An 18,336-nucleotide genomic window follows, 5' to 3' on the forward strand; every position below is an offset into this window, starting at 1 on the left:
TTTGTTTCGCTGTCGAGATCCTGAATGGGCGCAGCTTTCCCAGTGGAATTGGTACTTTAAATCGGAGACTTTTTCTTCGACCCAAGTAATTGCGGCAAATAAAAAAGGAATAGCGTATTTCACCCCACTAATTTTTACTCCAGCTGATGCATTTAATTCCCTATTTATACACCAACCCACTCATAAAGGTTAGAGGTTACTATATGGTGATTTTTAAACTAATAAATTATCAGGAAGCAAATTCAAAAGTTAACTTAAATTCTCCATTAGAGAGAATGTATGAAGGGAATTTACTTTATATTGGACCAAATACATTCAGTAAAAACTATGGAAATAAATAAAGAACATGAATTGAATATTCTTACAAAAATATTCTCAATCATAAAATACAAGATTATTGATGATAGGACAAGTGAGTTAGCAGTAAGTCCTATTACCACAGAACTGTTTAATAGAGTAATTGAGGATTTTGCTCCGCTTATAGAAAAGAGAGGTGGAGTGTTAAAGTATGGGTATATCGAAGATAGTCCCGAAGAGTTAAATGCAATTAAATACCATTTGAGTAATATAGAATCATGGGAGACACTAGATAATCAGGTAAGGAAATCTGTTATTGTTAATCTTGTTTGCCCATATGAAATCAGAGAAGATACTTTGGAAGAAGCTTCTTCTTCTGATAGCTTCGTGTCCAGGAGTCTTTCGGAAAATAAATATTTGGGATTTAATGTTAAAGAACGGGTGTATGTTTCAGATTTTGTGGACGATTTCGTGCAGGCTATCATAGAAAAAGATACGGACAGGATTACAAAGATATTGAGAGATGTAGAGCGTGATGAAAAATCAATAAAGGCCATTTTGAACAGCTTAAGCCTCTCCTAATTTGATTTATAAAGTTAAATATCAGGTAAATCTACTGCTAATATGTTTCGATTTTTAAAGAATAAAAGCAAGTTTGTACAAGATTGGGAAAAGCAAACATTTAAAAAAATATTTGAAGACCTGGGCGTTGAATTCGCTACTTTTAGTAAACAGATGCAATATACCCAAAAGATTAAAATGGATGAGACTAGCAAGTCGTGTTTTTATAGCTTGATTTACCCAGTTTCGTTTTACAAAGATTTTGAAAACAGACTTGATACAAATTTTAAGATAGAAAATATTAAAGTACATAACTTGAAAAATAAGGAATCGATGTTTATTACTCTATATTTCGCAAGTAATATTTTTCTAGCATACTCCACCAGTTTGGCAAGGAGTAAATTTGAGTTCGATTATAAGAATATTGATCTGAGTGGGATAAAAATTGCCATGTGGGGGGATACAGAAGGCCTGCAAGTGCTAGAACTTTTAACCAAAGAAGAAGAGCTTTACGTGAATTCCGGAGATATCTATATTTCAAAGATTGAGGGGAAAGAATATTTTCATTTAAAAGAGCTGGAAGATGGGGATTTTGTTGGGATAGATAAGGACAGTAACGTCTTTGTAATTACACATGACCCTTTGGAGGTAAAGCCTTTTGAAAGGGGGAAATTGTTGGACGTCTTGAAGTCCTTAAGTGATGGTCATGATGCCTAGAAGACAGGGATAAGCACGTCTTACCTGTACGAGGCGACGGGATCGAAACTGTACGGGATAGTTACTATCGGTGGCAGTACGCACTGCGGGACTACGTAACCGGCATCGAGTACCGTAAGCCCGGAAGTGCATCGAACAGCATCCAGATGGTTTATACGGAAAGAAGATTATCTGCAGCGCAATCCCGATGATAATCTCTCTTCGTACCGTTATAACCTGACGGATCATCTCGGCAATGTCCGTGCCACGCTAAAACGTGCAAGTGCCGCTGTGGTGGAGGTGATCTAAAAACAGAACTACCATTAACAGGCAAGACGAAAAACCGTAAAACCATGCCTGGGTTTGATATTGTCACTTAGGCCATAAAAGGGGAAGTTGAACTTGCGATTATATCAGCTTGAATTATAAAGATAATAATATGAAAGTTATTAGAAAGATCTTTGGGAATTTAGATACCAAGGACAGTAAAGATATTATTGAGAAAATTTTTAACTCATCTTTTGAATGGGGTTATTTTATAAAGGATGTTGATGAGAAGTCTCAAGAATATAAGCAAGTTAGAGAGATTATAACTAAAAATGGGTGGCACGATTCTGTAATTGGTACTGAGTTCTCAAAGCAAGAGGTTTATAACGCCGAAATTTTACACTTTGTAGGAGCTAAGGCCTTTGCATACCCAGAACCGCAAAACCCCTCGTTTTTAGAATCAACTTATTATGATAGTTGTAAAGAGTGCGGTATATATGGTGAGCAGAAGGCTGACTTTTTATTAAAGAAACAGCCGATTTTAGGCTCAGGTGGATTGGGTGGATTACATTGGGTGTATGATGAACTTTTTAGCACTTACGAAGTTTACAAAAGTTATTTTGAAGGCTTAAATATGGATTGCAGACCTGTTAAACTCATGAACAAAAAGGTGTCAGCTGAAAATATAGTTCAATTGATTATACCTTATACAATACCCGTTTAGAGATGGCTAGGTTTGAAAGTTCATCATGTGAAGTTTGTGGCAGAATTAAATATTCTCCAAGTATACCGATTTGCTCTTGGCAAGGGTTGATATAGTTCTTATCTTTATACTATCATTTGATGATATTGTCACTCTTTATAAACAGAAGCCATGGAGAAGAAGAGAGTTATACCGCTAATAATTGCTATTATATTCGTTATATCGGTAGCCTATTTTACTATTCGGGTCAGGGCAGATCGGCCGTACATTGCAGATAATCTGTGGTTCTATAGCCATGCGTTTTCAGAACCATGCGATGGGCCTTCGGATTCGATCAGTATCTATGTGCCGAGTGAAAAAGTACGGCACCGCCAATTATTGGAGGGTGTCGAGTATGGTTCGGCAGAGGCCGTTTGGGATACGACTGTTCATGTGGATGACTTCGTAGATCTGATCAAGCAAAAATTTTAGTAGGATGTTCGATTTTCCACCGGTTTTGGTGTGCGGTTGTATTGAAAAGTTAATATGCCTGTATCAGTACTCCGGCTGGGATATTCAGTTTTTCAGCTAATTTGCGTATCATGGAAAGACTAAGCTTTCTTTTGCCGGAAAGGATTTCCGACTTGCGTGAGCGCCCGCCCAATATTTCTGATAGCTCGGCCTCGGACATATTCATTTGATCCAATCTAAATTTGATTGCTTCCAGTGGATTGGGTGAAGGAACCGGATAGTGCTCGTTTTCATATTCCTTAGTCAGAATAGAAAGAATTTCCAATTCGTCAGACTCCTTGGAATCTACTTTGATCTCTTTTTGCATCAGCATATATATCCGTTCAAGGGTATTTTCATATTGCTGTTCATTTTTTATCGGTCTTAACATAACTTACTTTTTTAACATCTATTTTATCATACTCCTTATGGGATCCAAACCAGACAACAAAAACAATTTTCAATCGGTATTCTATATCCACGACCAATCGGTAGGTATTGCCATGTATATTGAAAACAACCCTCTTATCTGTCAATATGGAAGCATTCCGATATTGAGCTTTTAGCTCGTTGGGGTTATTCCAGTTCGCGGCATCTGTCTCCTCATGCCAGGACAGTAACGCCTGCTCCGCCTGCGGAAATTCGCTCCAGTATTCCTTCAACGTCTTGATGGCTATTACCCTCATATGCAAATATACTAAAATTTGTTACCATATTGGTATCGTTTTGTTGCTTTTTTACACTTGGTTCTACTATTTCGGAAAAATATTTGTATTTCTAAATTGACAAGTGTAAATTTACATTTTACAATCCAGATATGATAAAAAGCTTTAAGCATAAAGGGTTACGGTTGCTTTGGGAGGAAGGGAAGACAAGCAAGCTTCCCGCGGAATTGGTTTCCCGTATTGAACGTATGCTTGAAGTGATCGATAGAGCTGCGAAAGTACCTGATGACTTTGACGTGTTTCCAAATTGGAATATTAACAAACTATCAGGAGATCTGAAAGATTATTGGAGTGTTAAGGTAAACAAGAATTACCGCATTATCTTTCGATTTGACGAGCAACATGTATACGATGTTGATTATTTGGATTATCATTAATTAAGGAGGAGAGGAAATGAAAAGGAAAATGCGTATTATCCATCCTGGCGAATTGTTAAGGGAAGATATTATCAATGCTTACGAACTTAAAACTGGTGAAGCAGCAAAATTATTAGGGATTTCAAGGCAAATGTTAAATAATATTATCCATGAGAAATCCGATATCACGCCAGATATGGCGTTTCGGATTGCGCAGGTATTTGGAGGTACTGCCGAGATTTGGGCAAATATGCAAACAAAATATAATCTGCATCTTGCTGCTGAACGTGCTAAGGAATTTAAGCTAAAGCCGTATCAAAGGCAATTGCAGAATATTTAATAATAACCGAATCTATACCATTGAAATCTAACACTCATACCGCCAACGCAGCATGAACTTAGCCATAGTGATGACTGTCTTGTGAGCTTACAAAGTAACCACGAAGCGCTCATGAATTCCTTTGAAAATGATCATGAATGAATAATGCTGTTGAAAGCACATATTAATGAATAACTATATACAGATGAACAAAAAGAATACTAAAGGCACAAAGCAACCCGAGTTTTCCCGGCCCGTCGAAAAATATTTTTATGAATTAGATGCTACTTTCGGAGGAGGAAGCAAAAGTTTGTATGCGGTATGTCTAGCCTTCGCATTTTTTGGCATCATGGGATTGATATGGATGATCCCTTTCCCGCAGTTTGATTTCCTGGTTAAACTAAATATGCACACCTTTCTCAATTGGGGTTCATTTTTTATTGCTATAGCCATATATCTCTATTTAAAGCTATCGCCGACTTTATCTTATGCGATTTTATTTTCTATAGCTGCCATGAGCTTTTTTATTGTGCAATTGGAATATGTGGAACGCGATGGCGGACCGAGCGTTGTACTGGTTTGTACGATGATCAGCATTATTAGCTTATCGGTTCTTTGGGTATTGGCCAAAAGAGAATCCAAACCTATTAGCGGCAATGATTTTATTAAGTTATTAACCGTGGGCCCGATTTGGCTCTGGTCTAAAGTGTTTGATAAACTGAAAATAAAATATTAATTTGTTATTATGGAGCAATTGAATTATCCCCTTCATTTTCAATTTCGTGTTACTACACTTGCCAATGATTTTGTGGCGACTGATGCTTTTGGTGACACAATTTATTATGTCAGGGAGAAGATGTTTTCTTGGAGAGACCGTATTAAAGTATATCGAGATCAATCAAAATCTGAATTGTTGTACGAATTAACCTCCAATAAATTAATTGATTTTCAGCAAACTTTTACGATAACGGATGGAGCAGGGCGGGTGATCGGCAAGGTGAGAAGAAAAACCTTAAAGTCGCTTTGGCGATCAACCTTTAATTTGATGGATCCCAATGATTCCATAGATCATAGTATTAAGGAAAAGAACCCATGGACTAAATTTTGGGATGGACTCTTTGGAGAAATCCCTCTTATAGGTATGTTGTCCGGTTATTTGTTCAATCCGTCTTATATCTTGCGGAATGATGCCGGAGAGGAGATGTTCGAGATAAAAAAAGAACCGTCTTTCTTTGGAAGAAAATTCAGCGTACACAAAATAACAGAACAGGAAAAAATAACAGAACAGGAAGTAGATGACGAACGTTTTGTGCTCAGTTTAATGCTTTTAGTGTTAATGGAGCGGAGTAATGGTTGATTAATGTGTTAGCGTAAAAGAACGTTTTTCTTCATCAGTACTTTTGTCGCTTGGCCCGCGACGGGAGCCTTCTTTTTACCTCAAAAAGAAGCAAAAACTCGTCGCTGTACCGGCTCGACACGACGGTTCACCATTCCTGCAATTGTCGATCCGCTAAGGCGACATTTTTCGGATTTGTGAGGATTGTGCATTTTTAATATAACCTTTAAACTTCAGCTGAATTTAAAGGACGACCTAGGTCGGTGTAGCGTTAAGAAAGCTTTTGAATTTGCGTTAAGAACAGATCTACGAAGTGCAACGTCTCAGAGCTGTTTAGTAAATCCAAAAGCTTTTAGCTTAACATTGACCAAGTCTTGGTTTTTGCTTCTTTTGACCAAGCAAAAGAAGGAGAGCCGCCCGCCGATGAGGGCAAAAAAAATGGACTAAAAAAACCTTCCTTAAATTTATTAATAAATACGCTTATGCCAATTAACCATTTCTATAGATTGCATACTCGAATTGTAATGCGTCGGTATCGGCAGAAGCAGTATATTCTTTCTCCTTAACTGCGCCGATTTTCGCTAATGCGGCTTGGGAACGAAAGTTTTTCTCGCGGACATGAAAAATAATCTTATCAACAAGCTCGAGCGCGTTGTGTATCATCAACTGCTTAACAGACTGATTGTACGTACCTCCCCAGTACGCTTTGGCCAAAAAAGTGTATCCAATAGCGATTGATCTTTCTGCTTCATTATATTGGTAAAAGGACGTAGCACCTATTACATGCTGTATCTTTTTATCAATAATAAGGTAGGGTAAATTGGTATCTAAGAGCTTTTTAAAATACTGGGTAAACCCGACGGGTGTGTACCTGTTGAAATCAGGATGTTGTGCCCAAATTTCTTCGTCTGAAGCTACTAAATATAATAAATCAAAATCCCTTTTTTCAAGAGGTACTAATTCAATCAATTCATTTGATAAGGGAATCCGAGGTATCATGTTACTTGATAATACGTTTAATCTTATTTGATTTTTTAATCAATTTATGCAAACCGTCGTAATCTTCCTGGTCGATTTTATCATGAAGTTTTTTCAACTGTTTGATATGCTCAGCCAGAACTTCCAATACATTTTCTCTATTTTGTTTAAAGATAGGCGTCCACATGTCGGGAGATGACTTTGCCAAACGCACGGTAGATTCGAAACCTGAGCCGGCTAATTCAAAGATGCGACCTTGGGATTTTTCTTTCTCTAATACGGTCAGCGCCAAGGCAAAAGAAGTTAAATGCGAAATATGCGATACATAGGCGGTATGCATATCATGTTCTTCGGCATTCATAAATGTGGATTTCATCTCTAGCTGATCCGTAATGGCATCTGCGAGATCAAAGGCATCTTCGTCTGATTTGAAGGCTTCTACATACACCATGTTCTTGTCCTTGAACAAATTTGGTACGGCAGCCTCTGGTCCGGAATACTCCGTACCCGCCATTGGGTGAGCAGCAACATAACGCCCACGTTTAGGATGATCGACTATTTTATTGAGGATATTGATCTTGGTGGATCCCATATCGATGACAACTTGATCGTTGATCCGATCTAGGATGTATGGCGTAAGCTGCATAATGGCATCTACGGGAACAGTCAGGACGATAACTTTAGCGTTTTCTAAAGCTTCATCCAGCGTAGCAATTTCATCTACTAAACCCAGTTCCAAGGCTTTTTTCTGGTTGGATTCATTCTTATCCACACCAATAATCTTATTACAGAATTTCGTTTGTTTAAGTCGGATACCTACCGATCCTCCGATAAGTCCAATTCCGACAATAGCTATGTTCATTGTTCAGTATTGAGTATTGAGTATTGAGTATTGAGTATTAGGAACTCCATACAAACTCATTGTTCTTTAATCTTTATGCTTGACTTCCTTTATTCTTGCAGTAGCTTCTTCTAACACATCCTCTTTGGCGCAAAGACTGATGCGAATATATTGATTTCCTGCTGTACCAAAAATTCCACCCGGCGTAATAAATACTTTTGCACGTTCGAGTATGCTGTCACTAAGCTGATAAGCGGATTCAAATGTATCCGGAATTTTCGCCCAAACAAAAAGTCCAACCTGCTTTTTACTGTAGATGCAACCCAACATATCCATAATTTCGTACACCTTTTCCCGTCTTTTACGATAGCTTTCATTTAGCTTATCATACCAGGATGTTTCTAAGGAGAGGGCTTTTGCTGCAGCTAGCTGCATTGGTAAAAACATACCCGAGTCCATATTGCTCTTAAAACGGAGGATTTCATTGATGCGTTCTTCTGCTGCAACGAGCATCCCAATACGCCATCCTGCCATATTGGATGATTTACTGAGCGAATTCAGTTCGATGGCCACCTCCTTAGCGCCCGCTATTGCCAACAGACTTTGCGGGGTTTCATTTAGGATAAAGCTATATGGGTTGTCATGACAGATCAAGATACTGTTCCTTTGTGCAAATGCAACCAAATCATTAAAAAAAGCTTCAGTGGCCGAAGCTCCAGTAGGCATATGTGGGTAATTTACCCACATTATTTTTACCTTCGAAAGATCTTGCTTTTCGAGTTCTGTTAAATTGGGCAGCCAGCCGTGCTCTTCAGAAAGTGTATATGGTCTCGCAGTTGCGCCACTTAACCGTACCGCCGATGCATAAGTGGGGTAGCCCGGGTTGGGAATGAGCGCTTCATCTCCTTCTTGGAGATAGGTCATGCAAATATGAACGATTCCTTCTTTCGAACCAATAAGGGGAAGTATTTCCGTATTGGGATTTAACTGTACACCATAATATCGGGTATACCAATTAGACATCGCATCGCGTAAGACAGGTACACCTTTGTAGTTCTGATATCCGTGTGTGGTAGGTAGAGCAGCTTGCTCCTGCAATGTTTGGATTACATCAGGGTGAGGTGGAAGATCGGGACTCCCGATTCCTAGATTGATGACTTTGGCACCGGCTTTATTCAATTCGTCAATTTCTCTCAATTTTTTTGAAAAATAATATTCTTCCGTATGCTGCAGCCTTTTGGCAACTTCAATTTGCATTTTTATTTATATTAACGGGCCTAAATTAAGAATTTAGACATGAATTGTACCCTATTTTTAGAATAAATAATTTATCAATTCTTTGCCATATTTATTCAATAACATAGTGCTTTGCTGTATATACATACAAATTTGCTATTTTTGTTGCTTATATCTTTAAATGAAAACGTATTTTCGACTTTTATCGTTCGCAAAGCCAATTGAAAAGTATGCTATTCCTTATATCATCTGTACTATTATTACGGTGGTTTTCGGCACATTGAATTTAGCATTACTTGCGCCGCTGCTGCAAGTGTTATTTGACGGTACGGATGAAAGCCTATCTGCCGTGACGCAGCCGGCAGTAAAGCCAGATAGTTTCTTTGATCTTCCGGAATGGTTTACGTACTATGCAGATACATTACATAGTCAGTTCGGTGCCTATGATGCATTAAAGTATGTTTGTATCGGTATTATTATATCTGTATTTATCACTAACCTGTTCCGCTATTTTTCGCAGCGGATAATGGAAAACCTACGTATTCATACGTTATTGAACCTTCGGAAAATTGTTTTTAACAACGTGATGGACTTACCATTGGGGTATTTTACTAACCAACGTAAAGGTGATGTCATTTCAAAAATATCTTCAGATGTACAGGTGGTTCAATATTCCGTGACGAGCACGTTGCAGGTTGTTTTTAAAGAGCCACTGCAACTGATTGCTTATGTATATGTATTGTTCGCTCTTTCGACTAACCTTACTTTATTTGCGATAGCTGTTATCCCGGTGTCCGCTTTTTTAATATCGCGAATCGTAAAATCTTTGAAATCCCAAGCTATTGCTGGTCAGGAGTCGTATGCAAATATGATATCCTATCTTGACGAGGCCCTTTCGGGAGTGCGGATTATAAAAGCATTTAATGCTGCACCGTTTGTGAAGGATAGATTTAATGGGGAAAACAGTAGATACGCCACTATTATGCGAAGAATGGTACGTCGTCAACAGCTGGGCTCTCCCGTCTCCGAATTGTTAGGGGTCGTGATGGTGGCTATCATATTGCTTTATGGCGGACATTTGGTGTTGACGGGCGAAGGGGAATTAACCGCTTCAGAATTTATTGCTTATATCGCTTTATTTTCGCAGGTAATGCGACCGGCTAAGGCTTTGACCGACTCATTCAGTAATATTCACAGTGGTATTGCAGCTGGTGAGCGGGTATTGGAATTGATCGATGAGAAAAATGAGTTGCTTGATAGACCGGACGCGATTGAAATCAGCAAGTTTAATGAAGAGATTACATTCACCAATGTAAATTTCTCTTACGGCGAAAAACCGATATTAAAAGATATTAATTTTACGATTCGTAAAGGACAAACAGTTGCTTTAGTTGGGCCTTCGGGAGGTGGTAAATCAACACTGGTGGATTTAATTCCACGTTTTATGGACGTAAATACAGGAGCTGTTACATTCGACGGGATTAATTTAACGGATCTTACGCAGGACTCGCTTCGTGCATTAATCGGTGTAGTAAATCAAGAATCTATCCTCTTTAATGATACGATTTTTAATAATATTGCTTTTGCCAATACTGCTGCTACACAAGAGCAAGTAGAAGCTGCGGCTCGTATTGCCAATGCGCATGAGTTTATTACCAAGACCGAAAAGGGATACCACACGAATATAGGGGACAGGGGGGCAAAATTATCTGGAGGTCAACGTCAACGTATTTGTATTGCACGGGCTGTGCTGAAGAATCCACCGATTATGTTGCTGGACGAAGCGACATCTGCCCTAGATACCGAATCGGAACGTTTAGTGCAGGATGCATTGTATAAATTGATGGAAAACCGTACAACTGTCGTCATTGCACACCGTTTGAGTACGATTCAAAATGCAGATAAGATTGTGGTGCTGGAATCTGGTCAGATTATAGAGTCCGGATCACATCAGGAACTGATCCAGCGCAATGGCTTGTATAAGAGATTAATAGATATGCAGCAATTTGCAGACTAGTTGAAGGTATACTAAAATAGCATTTTAGCATGTTTTTTGGCTGGAATTTTAGCTAAGTTTGTATAGTAAGGAAAGATTAATGGATGCTACACAAAAACTAAATTTTTTGATCAGTAACAAAAATTTAGATTCAGATTTAAGACATATTGCCGAAAAGGTGCGCGCTGACCAACGTATTACCTTTGAAGAAGGCGTGATGCTATATGAAAAAGGAGAAGTAAGTTATTTAGGCGTATTAGCGAACTATATCCGCGAAAGAAAACATGGTAACCACACGTATTTCAACAGAAACTTTCATATCGAGCCGACGAACGTCTGTGTTTACGATTGTAAATTCTGTTCGTATTCACGGATGATAAAAGAACGTGAAGAGGGATGGGAAATGGATGTAGATGCAATGATGGATGTGGTGAAAAAATATGACAACGAGCCCGTTACCGAAGTTCATATTACCGGAGGTGTTGTTCCAAAACAAAATTTGGCATTTTATGCGGAGTTCTTTAAACGCTGCAAAGAACACCGGCCCGAATTGCATATCAAAGGGCTAACCCCCGTAGAATATTATTATATTTTCAAAAAAGCAAAATTGTCCCATTATGAAGGGATGAAGTATCTTAAGGAGTGTGGATTAGATTCCATGCCGGGTGGTGGCGCGGAAATATTTCACCCGGAGATACGCGAGAAGATAGCCCATGATAAATGCACAGCCGATCAATGGCTAGATATACACGGGCAGGCTCATAAGTTAGGTATGCATACCAATGCGACCATGCTTTATGGTCATATTGAAGAATTTTGGCATCGTGTGGATCATATGGAACGTCTGCGCCAGTTGCAAGATAAAACAAGTGGATTTCAGACCTTTATCCCATTAAAGTTCAGAAACAAGGATAACCAGATGGAACATGTTTCAGAGGTTTCTGTTATTGAGGATTTGCGTAACTATGCGATTGCGAGAATTTATTTGGATAATTTTTCCCATATAAAAGCCTATTGGGCAATGATTTCGCGCGAAACCGCACAGCTGTCGCTGGCTTATGGAGTCGATGATATTGATGGAACTTTAGACGACACAACCAAAATCTATAGTATGGCCGGAGCGGAGGAGCAGATACCTGCGATGAGCACAAAGGAATTGGTGCAATTGATTAAGAATGTAGGAAGGCACCCTATCGAACGTGATACATTGTATAATGTCGTAACAGATTACAGTGATTACGTATTTGAAGATGATACAAAGAAGAAATATTATTCATTACCGGTAATAAATTCATAATATAAGTTGAGGAAAAAATTTTACTTCATAAGACACGGACAAACAGATCTTAATTTACGTGGAATAGTGCAGGGAAGGGGAGTCAATTCTCCACTCAATGTAAATGGCTTTCGACAGGCACAGGCATTTTTCGAAGCCTATAAAGAGGTTCCATTTGATAAAATTTATACGTCTACGCTGCTAAGAACCAAACAAACAGTAGCAGATTTTCTCGAACTTGGAATTCCAGTAGAAGAGATTGAAGGATTAGATGAGATAAGCTGGGGTATTTACGAAGGAAAAGAACAAGATGAGGATACCATGACAGGGTTTGAGAAGGTGATCGCATCTTGGAGAAACAATGAGCTGGATCTGAGTATCGAAAATGGTGAATCTCCTAATCAGCTTGTAGCACGGCAGAAAGAAGCGATCGCTTATATGTTATCCCAACCGGATGAAGAAACTATTCTTGTATGTATGCATGGTCGTGCAATGCGTATTTTACTTTGCCATCTCACTGATTTTCCGCTTTGTCAGATGGACGAATTCCCCCATACAAATACCGCCTTATATATTCTAGACTATGAAAATGGACGCTTTAGCGTTGTCGATTATTACAATACTAAACATTTAGAGCGTTTAGAAAATGAGTAAGATTAAGATTTCTGCGGTAAGTTATACCAATACGTTACCATTTTTACAAGGAATAAAGGCTTCACCCGTAATGGATCGGATTGATTTAAGTCTGGATCATCCCAGTCGATGTGCCCAGCGGGTGATCGATAATGAGGTGGATATGGGTATTATTCCTATAGCTGCACTATTGAGTCTGCCTTATTATCGTATTATAGGCGATTACTGCATTGGATCGGATGGCGAAGTAGATTCGGTATTTATATTCTCTCAGAAGCCAATTCATGAAGTCAAGACCATTCATTTAGATGATCAATCGCGTACTTCAAATGGATTAGCTCAAATTCTATTAAAATACCACTGGAAAGTAGATGTTGACGTTGTAACGGAGGGAGAAGCGGATGCTTTTGTACTGATTGGTGACCGCACATTTGGGAAAAAGGAGACGATACCGTATGTATACGACCTGGGGTATTATTGGAAAGCGTTTACAGGCTTGCCTTTCGCTTTTGCCGTATGGGTAGCCAACAAAGAATTACCTGCCGATTTTGTTGCGGAATTTAATCAGGCCTTGGCGGACGGAATTTCACATCCACAAGATGTCATTAAGGGATTGCCGGTGTATGATAACTTTGATTATTCATCTTATCTCACCGAGAAGTTGGATTTTCATTTAACACCTAAAAAAAGGGAAGCCATTCAGAAATACCTGGAATTGTATCAGACGCTGTAAAGGTGTTATATAGAGGAAGGTTTTTCTTTACCTTTCAGACTTACTTCAAAATTTAATATTCCGCTGACTACTATAGATACCTTTTCGGCCAGAAACCATAACTGCCGAAAAGCAACCTATTACAGCATATATCCCTACCGGGATACCGAATAATTCCATCGCCATAATCGCACAGGCTAGGGGAGTTTTAGTAGAACCTGCAAATACGGAGACAAAGCCAACTGCAGTTAAAAGCATTATATCAACAGGGATATATAAGGATAAGGCACTGGCAAATGTTGCCCCAATAAAAAATAAAGGGGTCACTTCTCCGCCTTTAAAGCCAATACTCAATGTTAGGGTAGTCAGCAGTATTTTTAGGAAAAAATCATAAAGTGCTTGAGGTTGTTGAAATGCAGCAGCTATTGTTGGCAGTCCAAGACCGGTATACTTTGTGGTTCCCAAGCAAATTGTAAAAATAATTATTACCATACTACCTATTGCTATGCGCAGATACGCATTGGGAAGACGCTTGAATAGTTGACTAAATAGATCTCCAGAATAAATAAATAGTCGTGAGATTATCCCGCAGAGTAAGCCTAGTCCCACGATCCACAAGACATCAAAACTTATGAAATCCGTAATGATAACTTGGGGGTAATGGCTATGGGGTGCCTTTAAGATCAGGCAGATACCGTGCGCCAGATAGGCAGTGATTACTACGGGGAGGAGCGTTTTGTATCTTTTGCGTCCAACACGAAATACTTCCACCGCAAAAATCGTTGCTGCTAAAGGTGTTCCGAATAAAGAGGCAAACCCTGCCGCTACACCACAACACAAAACAATTCGTCTTTCTTTTTTTGAAAGTTGAAGGCGCATGGATAGCTGCTCCCCGACAGTCGCACCATATTGAACAGCAGTACCTTCTCGTCCTGCAGAACCTCCAAATAAGTGAGTAAGCAAAGTGGTGAGAATAACTAATGGAGCCATTATCCATGGAATTGGCGTCGAAGGATGATAGTATTCCTCTAATATTAAATTATTTCCCTTACTAGCTCGGTCGCCATAATTTTTATATAAGTATACAATAAGCAATCCCGCCAGTGGTAAAAATAACACTATCCAATTATTTTGTTCCCTTAAATTGCTTACGTAATTCAATGCGAATAAAAATACCGCAGAAATAATTCCTACAGAAATTCCCGTCGCTATAATTATCGTCGACCATTTAATCAATCCATGTGAGTAAACCCGCGACCAAAGTGTAGACATTCGTATCGGTTTTTATAAGAATGAAATCAAGAGGGATGTCCATCCGATAATCATTAATAAACCACCTAGTGGGGTGATAGGTCCTAAGAACTTAAGATTAGTCTTCCAATATTCCGAAAAAGAAAGAAAATATATACTTCCTGAAAATAATAATGTTCCGCTAATAATACCGTAGATGGCTAATCTTTCTGAATAATGTGAGAAATCCAATTGGAATCCGATCATTAGCAGCACTAGGGCGCTATACATTTGATAACGTACACCCACTTCAAACGATGTCAACTTCTCCGAAGAGATCAACTTCTTAAAGGCATGTGCGCCAAAAGCTCCTAATACTATCGCGGTTATACCAAATATGGCCGCTATGGTTAATACAGTTGTATTCATGATGGTTATATCCCCATTTCTTTTAAGATGAATTTGGCATTATCGATCTTGTCAGCTACCCAAAGTACATATCGAATATCCACACCGATTGAGCGACTGTAGCTCTCATTCCACGCAAAATCATTAATGGTAGCGTCGTACGAACGGTCGAAATTAACACCGATAAGCTCGCCGTAAGCATTCATAATTGGAGACCCCGAATTTCCACCCGTGGTATCCATATTGTATAAGATGTTAACGGGTACGTCATTTAGTTCCTTTTTGAAATAGGCTCCAAAATTCTTGGCCAGCCAAGCCTCTTTAATCGCTGTTGGATACATAAATTCCTCATTACCGGAGTTTCCTTTTTCAATCAATCCTTTTACTGTTGTGAAAGGCGCTAAATAAGTAGCATCTACTGGATGGTAACCCCGAATGTTTCCGAAAGTCAAGCGTAACGTAGAGTTGGCATCCGGGATAAAATTTTTGTTTTGATAAAGTTCTTTTACCGCTACATAATCTCCCATCAGTTTATTTAGCACACCTTCTCTTCGTTTTTGCTCGGTGTAAAATGGTTCTAATTCATTTTCCAATTCCCTTTCTGTTCGTAACAGGTCATCGCTATAACCAAGTATCGATTTGGCATCTTTTAGTACCTCATTTATTACGGATTCTTTGTTGTTTAATTTGGAATCGGTTATCGCATTTTGAATAAATTTAGTGGATTCGTCTGCTGATTTAAAATTCTTAGTAGCTATAAACTGTATCGTGTTTTTCCCGTTTAGCCTATACGCTTCGGCAAATAAATGGCCGGCAATATTTTTATCTACAGATGTATGATAACTGTTATAGTAGCCATCAAGCTGTGCTTTAACTTTATCTATATTTAAATCGAAAACCTGTTGCTGCGTTTGAGGTGTACCTTGTTTGGCTATAGCCTGCTTGAAAGCATTCAGAATACTTGAAACTTGAAGTGAACGAACTCCACTATAGATGTTGTTAAACCATAACTCCCGGTCGGCATCGCTAAATACGAGCTGGTAATGTTTCTCAATATCCTGCATTAATGATGCGTATTTGGATGTTAATTCAGGTTTTGAATGGATAAAATCAGTCAGGGCTTTATCTTCCTGTTTTTTTGTATTGATCAAATCAATATTACGTAACCCCTTCAATTTCCCACGGTAATTCTTCATTACATTGGCATTACGTTTAATGCGGGTCGCTAATGCGAGCTCAGTCGCTTTATCGTCTTTCCCTGCCACAATCATCTGTTGATTTTGAAAATCATACAGTGCGGCTGTATAAGGTAATAAATATTTCTGTTGGTATTCGATGTATTGAGCCGGTCGGTGCCGGAAGGTGCGTCCCGGGTATCCCAGGATAAATACGAAATCATTCTCATTGACACCCTTAGGATTGATCTTAAGATGTTTCTTTGGTGTGTAAGGTATATTTGTTTTGGAATATTTGGCTGATGAACCATCTGGTGCCACGTACGCGCGCAGAAATGAAAAATCTCCTGTATGTCGCGGCCATACCCAATTATCCGTCTCGCCACCAAATTCACCAATATCCTGACGCGGAATGTAAACCAAGCGTACATCCTCTATGGTCTTATACCGAAAAAGAACATAACTTTTTCCAATAAACATCTCAGACACTTCAGCTTTGATCGTCGGATCTAGGGCTTCGGCTTGTCTAGCGAGTTCCGCTCTTTTTTCACTAATAAGATTGATCCGTTGAACGGGATCTATGACTGTAGCAGCTGCTTCAAGCACCTGCTTTGACACATCTTCATAGGAATCTGTAATACGAATCGTTAGTCCTTTAGCCTCGATCTCCTGTTCCAAGGCATTAGCCACAAATCCATTTTCTAAATAATTAGCCTGCGGTGTAGAAGCAAGTTGGACGGCACTAAAGGCGCAATGATGATTGGTTATGATTAATCCATTTGCTGATACAAATGAACCAGTACAGCCACTGACCTGTACGAGTGCATCTACCAGTCCGATATGGCCGGGATTATAAATGTCTTTTTCATTGATCTTCAGGCCAGCCTTTTTTAATCCCGCTCTATTCAGGTCACTAAGTGGATACATTCCCTCGTCCGGAATAGAAGCTGAATAATTAAAAATTCCTATTCCAAAGAGAAAGGTACAGAGTATAGCGGATTTCCAGTTTACGTGCATAGTCATTTGTTTAATGCTCAAAAATACAAAATCTTTTAGGACTGAACTTCATAAATAAGAATCGAAATCCCGTTGTCATTGTCTTAAAGGTTTGGACGCGCTTATATATTTCATACCTTTGTATAATTAAAATTTATATCATGACACTTGTCCAGTTAGAATATGTCGTGGCGGTAGATACCTATAGAAGTTTTGTGGCTGCTGCTGAGAAATGCTTTGTGACACAACCGACGTTGAGTATGCAGATTCAAAAGCTAGAAGAATCGCTAGGTGTCAAAATATTTGATCGGAGTCGACAGCCAGTAATTCCTACAGAGATAGGGATAAAGGTGATTCAGCAAGCACGTGTCGTGCTTACAGAAAGTAAAAAGATCAATGAGATCCTACAAGAGGAGAAGGGAGAATTGGAAGGGCAACTTAAAATAGGTGTAATTCCAACAGTAGCACCTTACCTGCTTCCTGATGTTATTACCATTTTTTTAAAGAAATATCCAAAACTCCAACTTCAGATCTGGGAATATACGACCGAACGGATTGTTCAGGAGCTCAAGAACGGATCCTTGGACTGCGGAATTCTGTCTACACCACTATCTGAACATGCCATTCAAGAAGCACCTCTATTTTATGAGACCTTTGTGGCGTATGTATCGGAGAAAAGTCATTTGTATTTAAATAAGATGGTTAGTGTGGAAGATATTGCGCAGGAGAAGTTATGGTTATTAAATGAAGGACATTGTATGCGAGGTCAGGTACTTAATATTTGTAATTACAAGCACAATCAGTCTTCAACAGGCACCTTTGAATACAACACAGGAAGTGTGGAGACATTAAAACGGATGGTCGATATCAATGCGGGAATAACCATCCTGCCCGAGCTAAGTATATTGAATTACGATGAGGACCAACTGAATCACGTACGGTATTTTAAAGCGCCTGAACCGGTGAGGGAAATTAGTGTAGTGACTACTCAGAATTTTGTAAAGAAGCAAGCTGTCAACGCGTTAAAGAATGAAATATTAGCTATTGTGCCCGAGCGATTTAAATCGAAGAAGCGAAAGGAAGTAATGGGTTTTGATCTCTAATCT

General features: G+C 39.0%; 22 protein-coding genes. 14 read left to right on the plus strand and 8 right to left on the minus strand.

What is annotated here, in order from left to right; genetic code table 11:
• The first annotated feature begins 327 nt into the window (after nt 1-327).
• From FAZ19_RS24140 to FAZ19_RS18450, 5 genes are all read left to right on the plus strand, one after another.
• The gene (locus FAZ19_RS24140; RefSeq protein WP_211245535.1) at nt 328-879 is read left to right on the plus strand and encodes a hypothetical protein; all 552 of its coding nucleotides are present in this window, start codon (nt 328-330) and stop codon (nt 877-879) included.
• A gap of 42 nt (nt 880-921) precedes the next feature.
• Entirely contained in the window at nt 922-1,575 is a 654-nt protein-coding gene (locus FAZ19_RS18440; protein ID WP_136822228.1) for a hypothetical protein, read from the plus strand.
• A gap of 126 nt (nt 1,576-1,701) precedes the next feature.
• Entirely contained in the window at nt 1,702-1,863 is a 162-nt protein-coding gene (locus FAZ19_RS23960; protein ID WP_169305700.1) for a hypothetical protein, read from the plus strand.
• 130 nt (nt 1,864-1,993) lie between these two features.
• Nucleotides 1,994-2,545, plus strand: a complete 552-nt coding sequence (locus tag FAZ19_RS18445; protein WP_136822229.1) for a hypothetical protein — start codon at nt 1,994-1,996, stop codon at nt 2,543-2,545.
• Between the two features lie 150 nt (nt 2,546-2,695).
• Nucleotides 2,696-2,995 (plus strand): hypothetical protein, encoded by a 300-nt coding sequence (locus FAZ19_RS18450; RefSeq protein ID WP_136822230.1) that lies wholly within the window; start codon nt 2,696-2,698, stop codon nt 2,993-2,995.
• Nucleotides 2,996-3,044: 49 nt separating this feature from the next.
• Here FAZ19_RS18450 and FAZ19_RS18455 read toward each other — a convergent pair whose 3' ends face one another.
• Both FAZ19_RS18455 and FAZ19_RS18460 read right to left on the minus strand, forming a co-directional pair.
• Complete coding sequence (locus FAZ19_RS18455; RefSeq protein ID WP_136822231.1) at nt 3,045-3,404, minus strand: helix-turn-helix domain-containing protein; 360 nt, start codon at nt 3,402-3,404, stop codon at nt 3,045-3,047.
• Complete coding sequence (locus tag FAZ19_RS18460; RefSeq protein WP_136822232.1) at nt 3,382-3,699, minus strand: type II toxin-antitoxin system HigB family toxin; 318 nt, start codon at nt 3,697-3,699, stop codon at nt 3,382-3,384. Before FAZ19_RS18460 ends, FAZ19_RS18455 begins: the two co-directional genes overlap by 23 nt.
• A gap of 131 nt (nt 3,700-3,830) precedes the next feature.
• On the opposite strand from FAZ19_RS18460, the gene FAZ19_RS18465 reads away from it, so the two are divergent.
• From FAZ19_RS18465 to FAZ19_RS18480, 4 genes are all read left to right on the plus strand, one after another.
• Nucleotides 3,831-4,115: a type II toxin-antitoxin system RelE/ParE family toxin gene (locus FAZ19_RS18465; protein ID WP_136822233.1), complete on the plus strand. Its 285-nt coding sequence runs from the start codon at nt 3,831-3,833 to the stop codon at nt 4,113-4,115.
• 16 nt (nt 4,116-4,131) lie between these two features.
• Complete coding sequence (locus tag FAZ19_RS18470; RefSeq protein WP_136822234.1) at nt 4,132-4,434, plus strand: HigA family addiction module antitoxin; 303 nt, start codon at nt 4,132-4,134, stop codon at nt 4,432-4,434.
• 184 nt (nt 4,435-4,618) lie between these two features.
• Nucleotides 4,619-5,149, plus strand: a complete 531-nt coding sequence (locus FAZ19_RS18475; RefSeq protein ID WP_136822235.1) for a hypothetical protein — start codon at nt 4,619-4,621, stop codon at nt 5,147-5,149.
• Between the two features lie 9 nt (nt 5,150-5,158).
• Entirely contained in the window at nt 5,159-5,770 is a 612-nt protein-coding gene (locus FAZ19_RS18480; RefSeq protein ID WP_136822236.1) for an LURP-one-related/scramblase family protein, read from the plus strand.
• A gap of 468 nt (nt 5,771-6,238) precedes the next feature.
• Here FAZ19_RS18480 and FAZ19_RS18485 read toward each other — a convergent pair whose 3' ends face one another.
• The 3 genes from FAZ19_RS18485 to FAZ19_RS18495 all read right to left on the minus strand — a co-directional run bounded on the left by FAZ19_RS18485 (nt 6,239) and on the right by FAZ19_RS18495 (nt 8,825).
• Nucleotides 6,239-6,748 (minus strand): GNAT family N-acetyltransferase, encoded by a 510-nt coding sequence (locus tag FAZ19_RS18485; protein ID WP_136822237.1) that lies wholly within the window; start codon nt 6,746-6,748, stop codon nt 6,239-6,241.
• Nucleotide 6,749: 1 nt separating this feature from the next.
• On the minus strand, nt 6,750-7,589 hold the full coding sequence (locus tag FAZ19_RS18490) for a prephenate dehydrogenase (protein ID WP_136822238.1): 840 nt from the start codon (nt 7,587-7,589) through the stop codon (nt 6,750-6,752).
• A gap of 66 nt (nt 7,590-7,655) precedes the next feature.
• Nucleotides 7,656-8,825 (minus strand): pyridoxal phosphate-dependent aminotransferase, encoded by a 1,170-nt coding sequence (locus FAZ19_RS18495; RefSeq protein WP_136822239.1) that lies wholly within the window; start codon nt 8,823-8,825, stop codon nt 7,656-7,658.
• 160 nt (nt 8,826-8,985) lie between these two features.
• Here FAZ19_RS18495 and FAZ19_RS18500 point away from each other — a divergent pair, with 160 nt between their 5' ends.
• The 4 genes from FAZ19_RS18500 to FAZ19_RS18515 all read left to right on the plus strand — a co-directional run bounded on the left by FAZ19_RS18500 (nt 8,986) and on the right by FAZ19_RS18515 (nt 13,442).
• On the plus strand, nt 8,986-10,821 hold the full coding sequence (locus FAZ19_RS18500; RefSeq protein ID WP_136822240.1) for an ABC transporter ATP-binding protein: 1,836 nt from the start codon (nt 8,986-8,988) through the stop codon (nt 10,819-10,821).
• Between the two features lie 79 nt (nt 10,822-10,900).
• A complete protein-coding gene (gene mqnE, locus FAZ19_RS18505; RefSeq protein WP_136822241.1) occupies nt 10,901-12,097 on the plus strand; it encodes an aminofutalosine synthase MqnE in 1,197 nt (398 codons plus the stop codon).
• Between the two features lie 6 nt (nt 12,098-12,103).
• Nucleotides 12,104-12,730 carry a histidine phosphatase family protein gene (locus tag FAZ19_RS18510; protein WP_136822242.1) on the plus strand — a complete coding sequence of 209 codons (627 nt, stop codon included), beginning with the start codon at nt 12,104-12,106 and terminating at the stop codon, nt 12,728-12,730.
• Nucleotides 12,723-13,442: a menaquinone biosynthetic enzyme MqnA/MqnD family protein gene (locus tag FAZ19_RS18515; RefSeq protein ID WP_136822243.1), complete on the plus strand. Its 720-nt coding sequence runs from the start codon at nt 12,723-12,725 to the stop codon at nt 13,440-13,442. Before FAZ19_RS18510 ends, FAZ19_RS18515 begins: the two co-directional genes overlap by 8 nt.
• Nucleotides 13,443-13,487: 45 nt before the next feature.
• Here FAZ19_RS18515 and FAZ19_RS18520 read toward each other — a convergent pair whose 3' ends face one another.
• Genes FAZ19_RS18520 through FAZ19_RS18530 form a run of 3 tightly spaced genes read right to left on the minus strand, consistent with a single transcriptional unit; the run spans nt 13,488 to nt 17,251 of the window.
• Nucleotides 13,488-14,693 carry a chloride channel protein gene (locus tag FAZ19_RS18520; RefSeq protein WP_136822244.1) on the minus strand — a complete coding sequence of 402 codons (1,206 nt, stop codon included), beginning with the start codon at nt 14,691-14,693 and terminating at the stop codon, nt 13,488-13,490.
• A 12-nt stretch (nt 14,694-14,705) separates the two neighbouring features.
• Nucleotides 14,706-15,080 carry a DUF423 domain-containing protein gene (locus FAZ19_RS18525; RefSeq protein WP_136822245.1) on the minus strand — a complete coding sequence of 125 codons (375 nt, stop codon included), beginning with the start codon at nt 15,078-15,080 and terminating at the stop codon, nt 14,706-14,708.
• Nucleotides 15,081-15,085: 5 nt separating this feature from the next.
• On the minus strand, nt 15,086-17,251 hold the full coding sequence (locus FAZ19_RS18530; RefSeq protein ID WP_136822246.1) for a S46 family peptidase: 2,166 nt from the start codon (nt 17,249-17,251) through the stop codon (nt 15,086-15,088).
• Between the two features lie 140 nt (nt 17,252-17,391).
• On the opposite strand from FAZ19_RS18530, the gene FAZ19_RS18535 reads away from it, so the two are divergent.
• Nucleotides 17,392-18,333 (plus strand): hydrogen peroxide-inducible genes activator, encoded by a 942-nt coding sequence (locus tag FAZ19_RS18535; RefSeq protein ID WP_136822247.1) that lies wholly within the window; start codon nt 17,392-17,394, stop codon nt 18,331-18,333.
• Nucleotides 18,334-18,336: the final 3 nt, after the last annotated feature.

It is taken from the genome of Sphingobacterium alkalisoli (assembly GCF_005049105.1).
In the GTDB taxonomy this organism is placed as follows: Bacteria; Bacteroidota; Bacteroidia; order Sphingobacteriales; family Sphingobacteriaceae; genus Sphingobacterium; species Sphingobacterium alkalisoli.

Bases quoted from the DNA above. Each gene is read 5' to 3' on its own strand.
- FAZ19_RS18495 (WP_136822239.1), bottom strand. From the start codon at position 8,825: ATGCAAATTGAAGTTGCCAAAAGGCTGCAGCATACGGAAGAATATTAT.
- FAZ19_RS18440 (WP_136822228.1), top strand. From the start codon at position 922: ATGTTTCGATTTTTAAAGAATAAAAGCAAGTTTGTACAAGATTGGGAA.
- FAZ19_RS18525 (WP_136822245.1), bottom strand. From the start codon at position 15,080: ATGAATACAACTGTATTAACCATAGCGGCCATATTTGGTATAACCGCG.
- FAZ19_RS18490 (WP_136822238.1), bottom strand. From the start codon at position 7,589: ATGAACATAGCTATTGTCGGAATTGGACTTATCGGAGGATCGGTAGGT.
- FAZ19_RS18455 (WP_136822231.1), bottom strand. From the start codon at position 3,404: ATGTTAAGACCGATAAAAAATGAACAGCAATATGAAAATACCCTTGAA.
- mqnE (WP_136822241.1), top strand. From the start codon at position 10,901: ATGGATGCTACACAAAAACTAAATTTTTTGATCAGTAACAAAAATTTA.
- FAZ19_RS18480 (WP_136822236.1), top strand. From the start codon at position 5,159: ATGGAGCAATTGAATTATCCCCTTCATTTTCAATTTCGTGTTACTACA.
- FAZ19_RS18475 (WP_136822235.1), top strand. From the start codon at position 4,619: ATGAACAAAAAGAATACTAAAGGCACAAAGCAACCCGAGTTTTCCCGG.
- FAZ19_RS18530 (WP_136822246.1), bottom strand. From the start codon at position 17,251: ATGCACGTAAACTGGAAATCCGCTATACTCTGTACCTTTCTCTTTGGA.
- FAZ19_RS18445 (WP_136822229.1), top strand. From the start codon at position 1,994: ATGAAAGTTATTAGAAAGATCTTTGGGAATTTAGATACCAAGGACAGT.
- FAZ19_RS18470 (WP_136822234.1), top strand. From the start codon at position 4,132: ATGAAAAGGAAAATGCGTATTATCCATCCTGGCGAATTGTTAAGGGAA.
- FAZ19_RS18535 (WP_136822247.1), top strand. From the start codon at position 17,392: ATGACACTTGTCCAGTTAGAATATGTCGTGGCGGTAGATACCTATAGA.
- FAZ19_RS18460 (WP_136822232.1), bottom strand. From the start codon at position 3,699: ATGAGGGTAATAGCCATCAAGACGTTGAAGGAATACTGGAGCGAATTT.
- FAZ19_RS18500 (WP_136822240.1), top strand. From the start codon at position 8,986: ATGAAAACGTATTTTCGACTTTTATCGTTCGCAAAGCCAATTGAAAAG.
- FAZ19_RS24140 (WP_211245535.1), top strand. From the start codon at position 328: ATGGAAATAAATAAAGAACATGAATTGAATATTCTTACAAAAATATTC.
- FAZ19_RS18515 (WP_136822243.1), top strand. From the start codon at position 12,723: ATGAGTAAGATTAAGATTTCTGCGGTAAGTTATACCAATACGTTACCA.
- FAZ19_RS18450 (WP_136822230.1), top strand. From the start codon at position 2,696: ATGGAGAAGAAGAGAGTTATACCGCTAATAATTGCTATTATATTCGTT.
- FAZ19_RS18520 (WP_136822244.1), bottom strand. From the start codon at position 14,693: ATGTCTACACTTTGGTCGCGGGTTTACTCACATGGATTGATTAAATGG.
- FAZ19_RS18465 (WP_136822233.1), top strand. From the start codon at position 3,831: ATGATAAAAAGCTTTAAGCATAAAGGGTTACGGTTGCTTTGGGAGGAA.
- FAZ19_RS18485 (WP_136822237.1), bottom strand. From the start codon at position 6,748: ATGATACCTCGGATTCCCTTATCAAATGAATTGATTGAATTAGTACCT.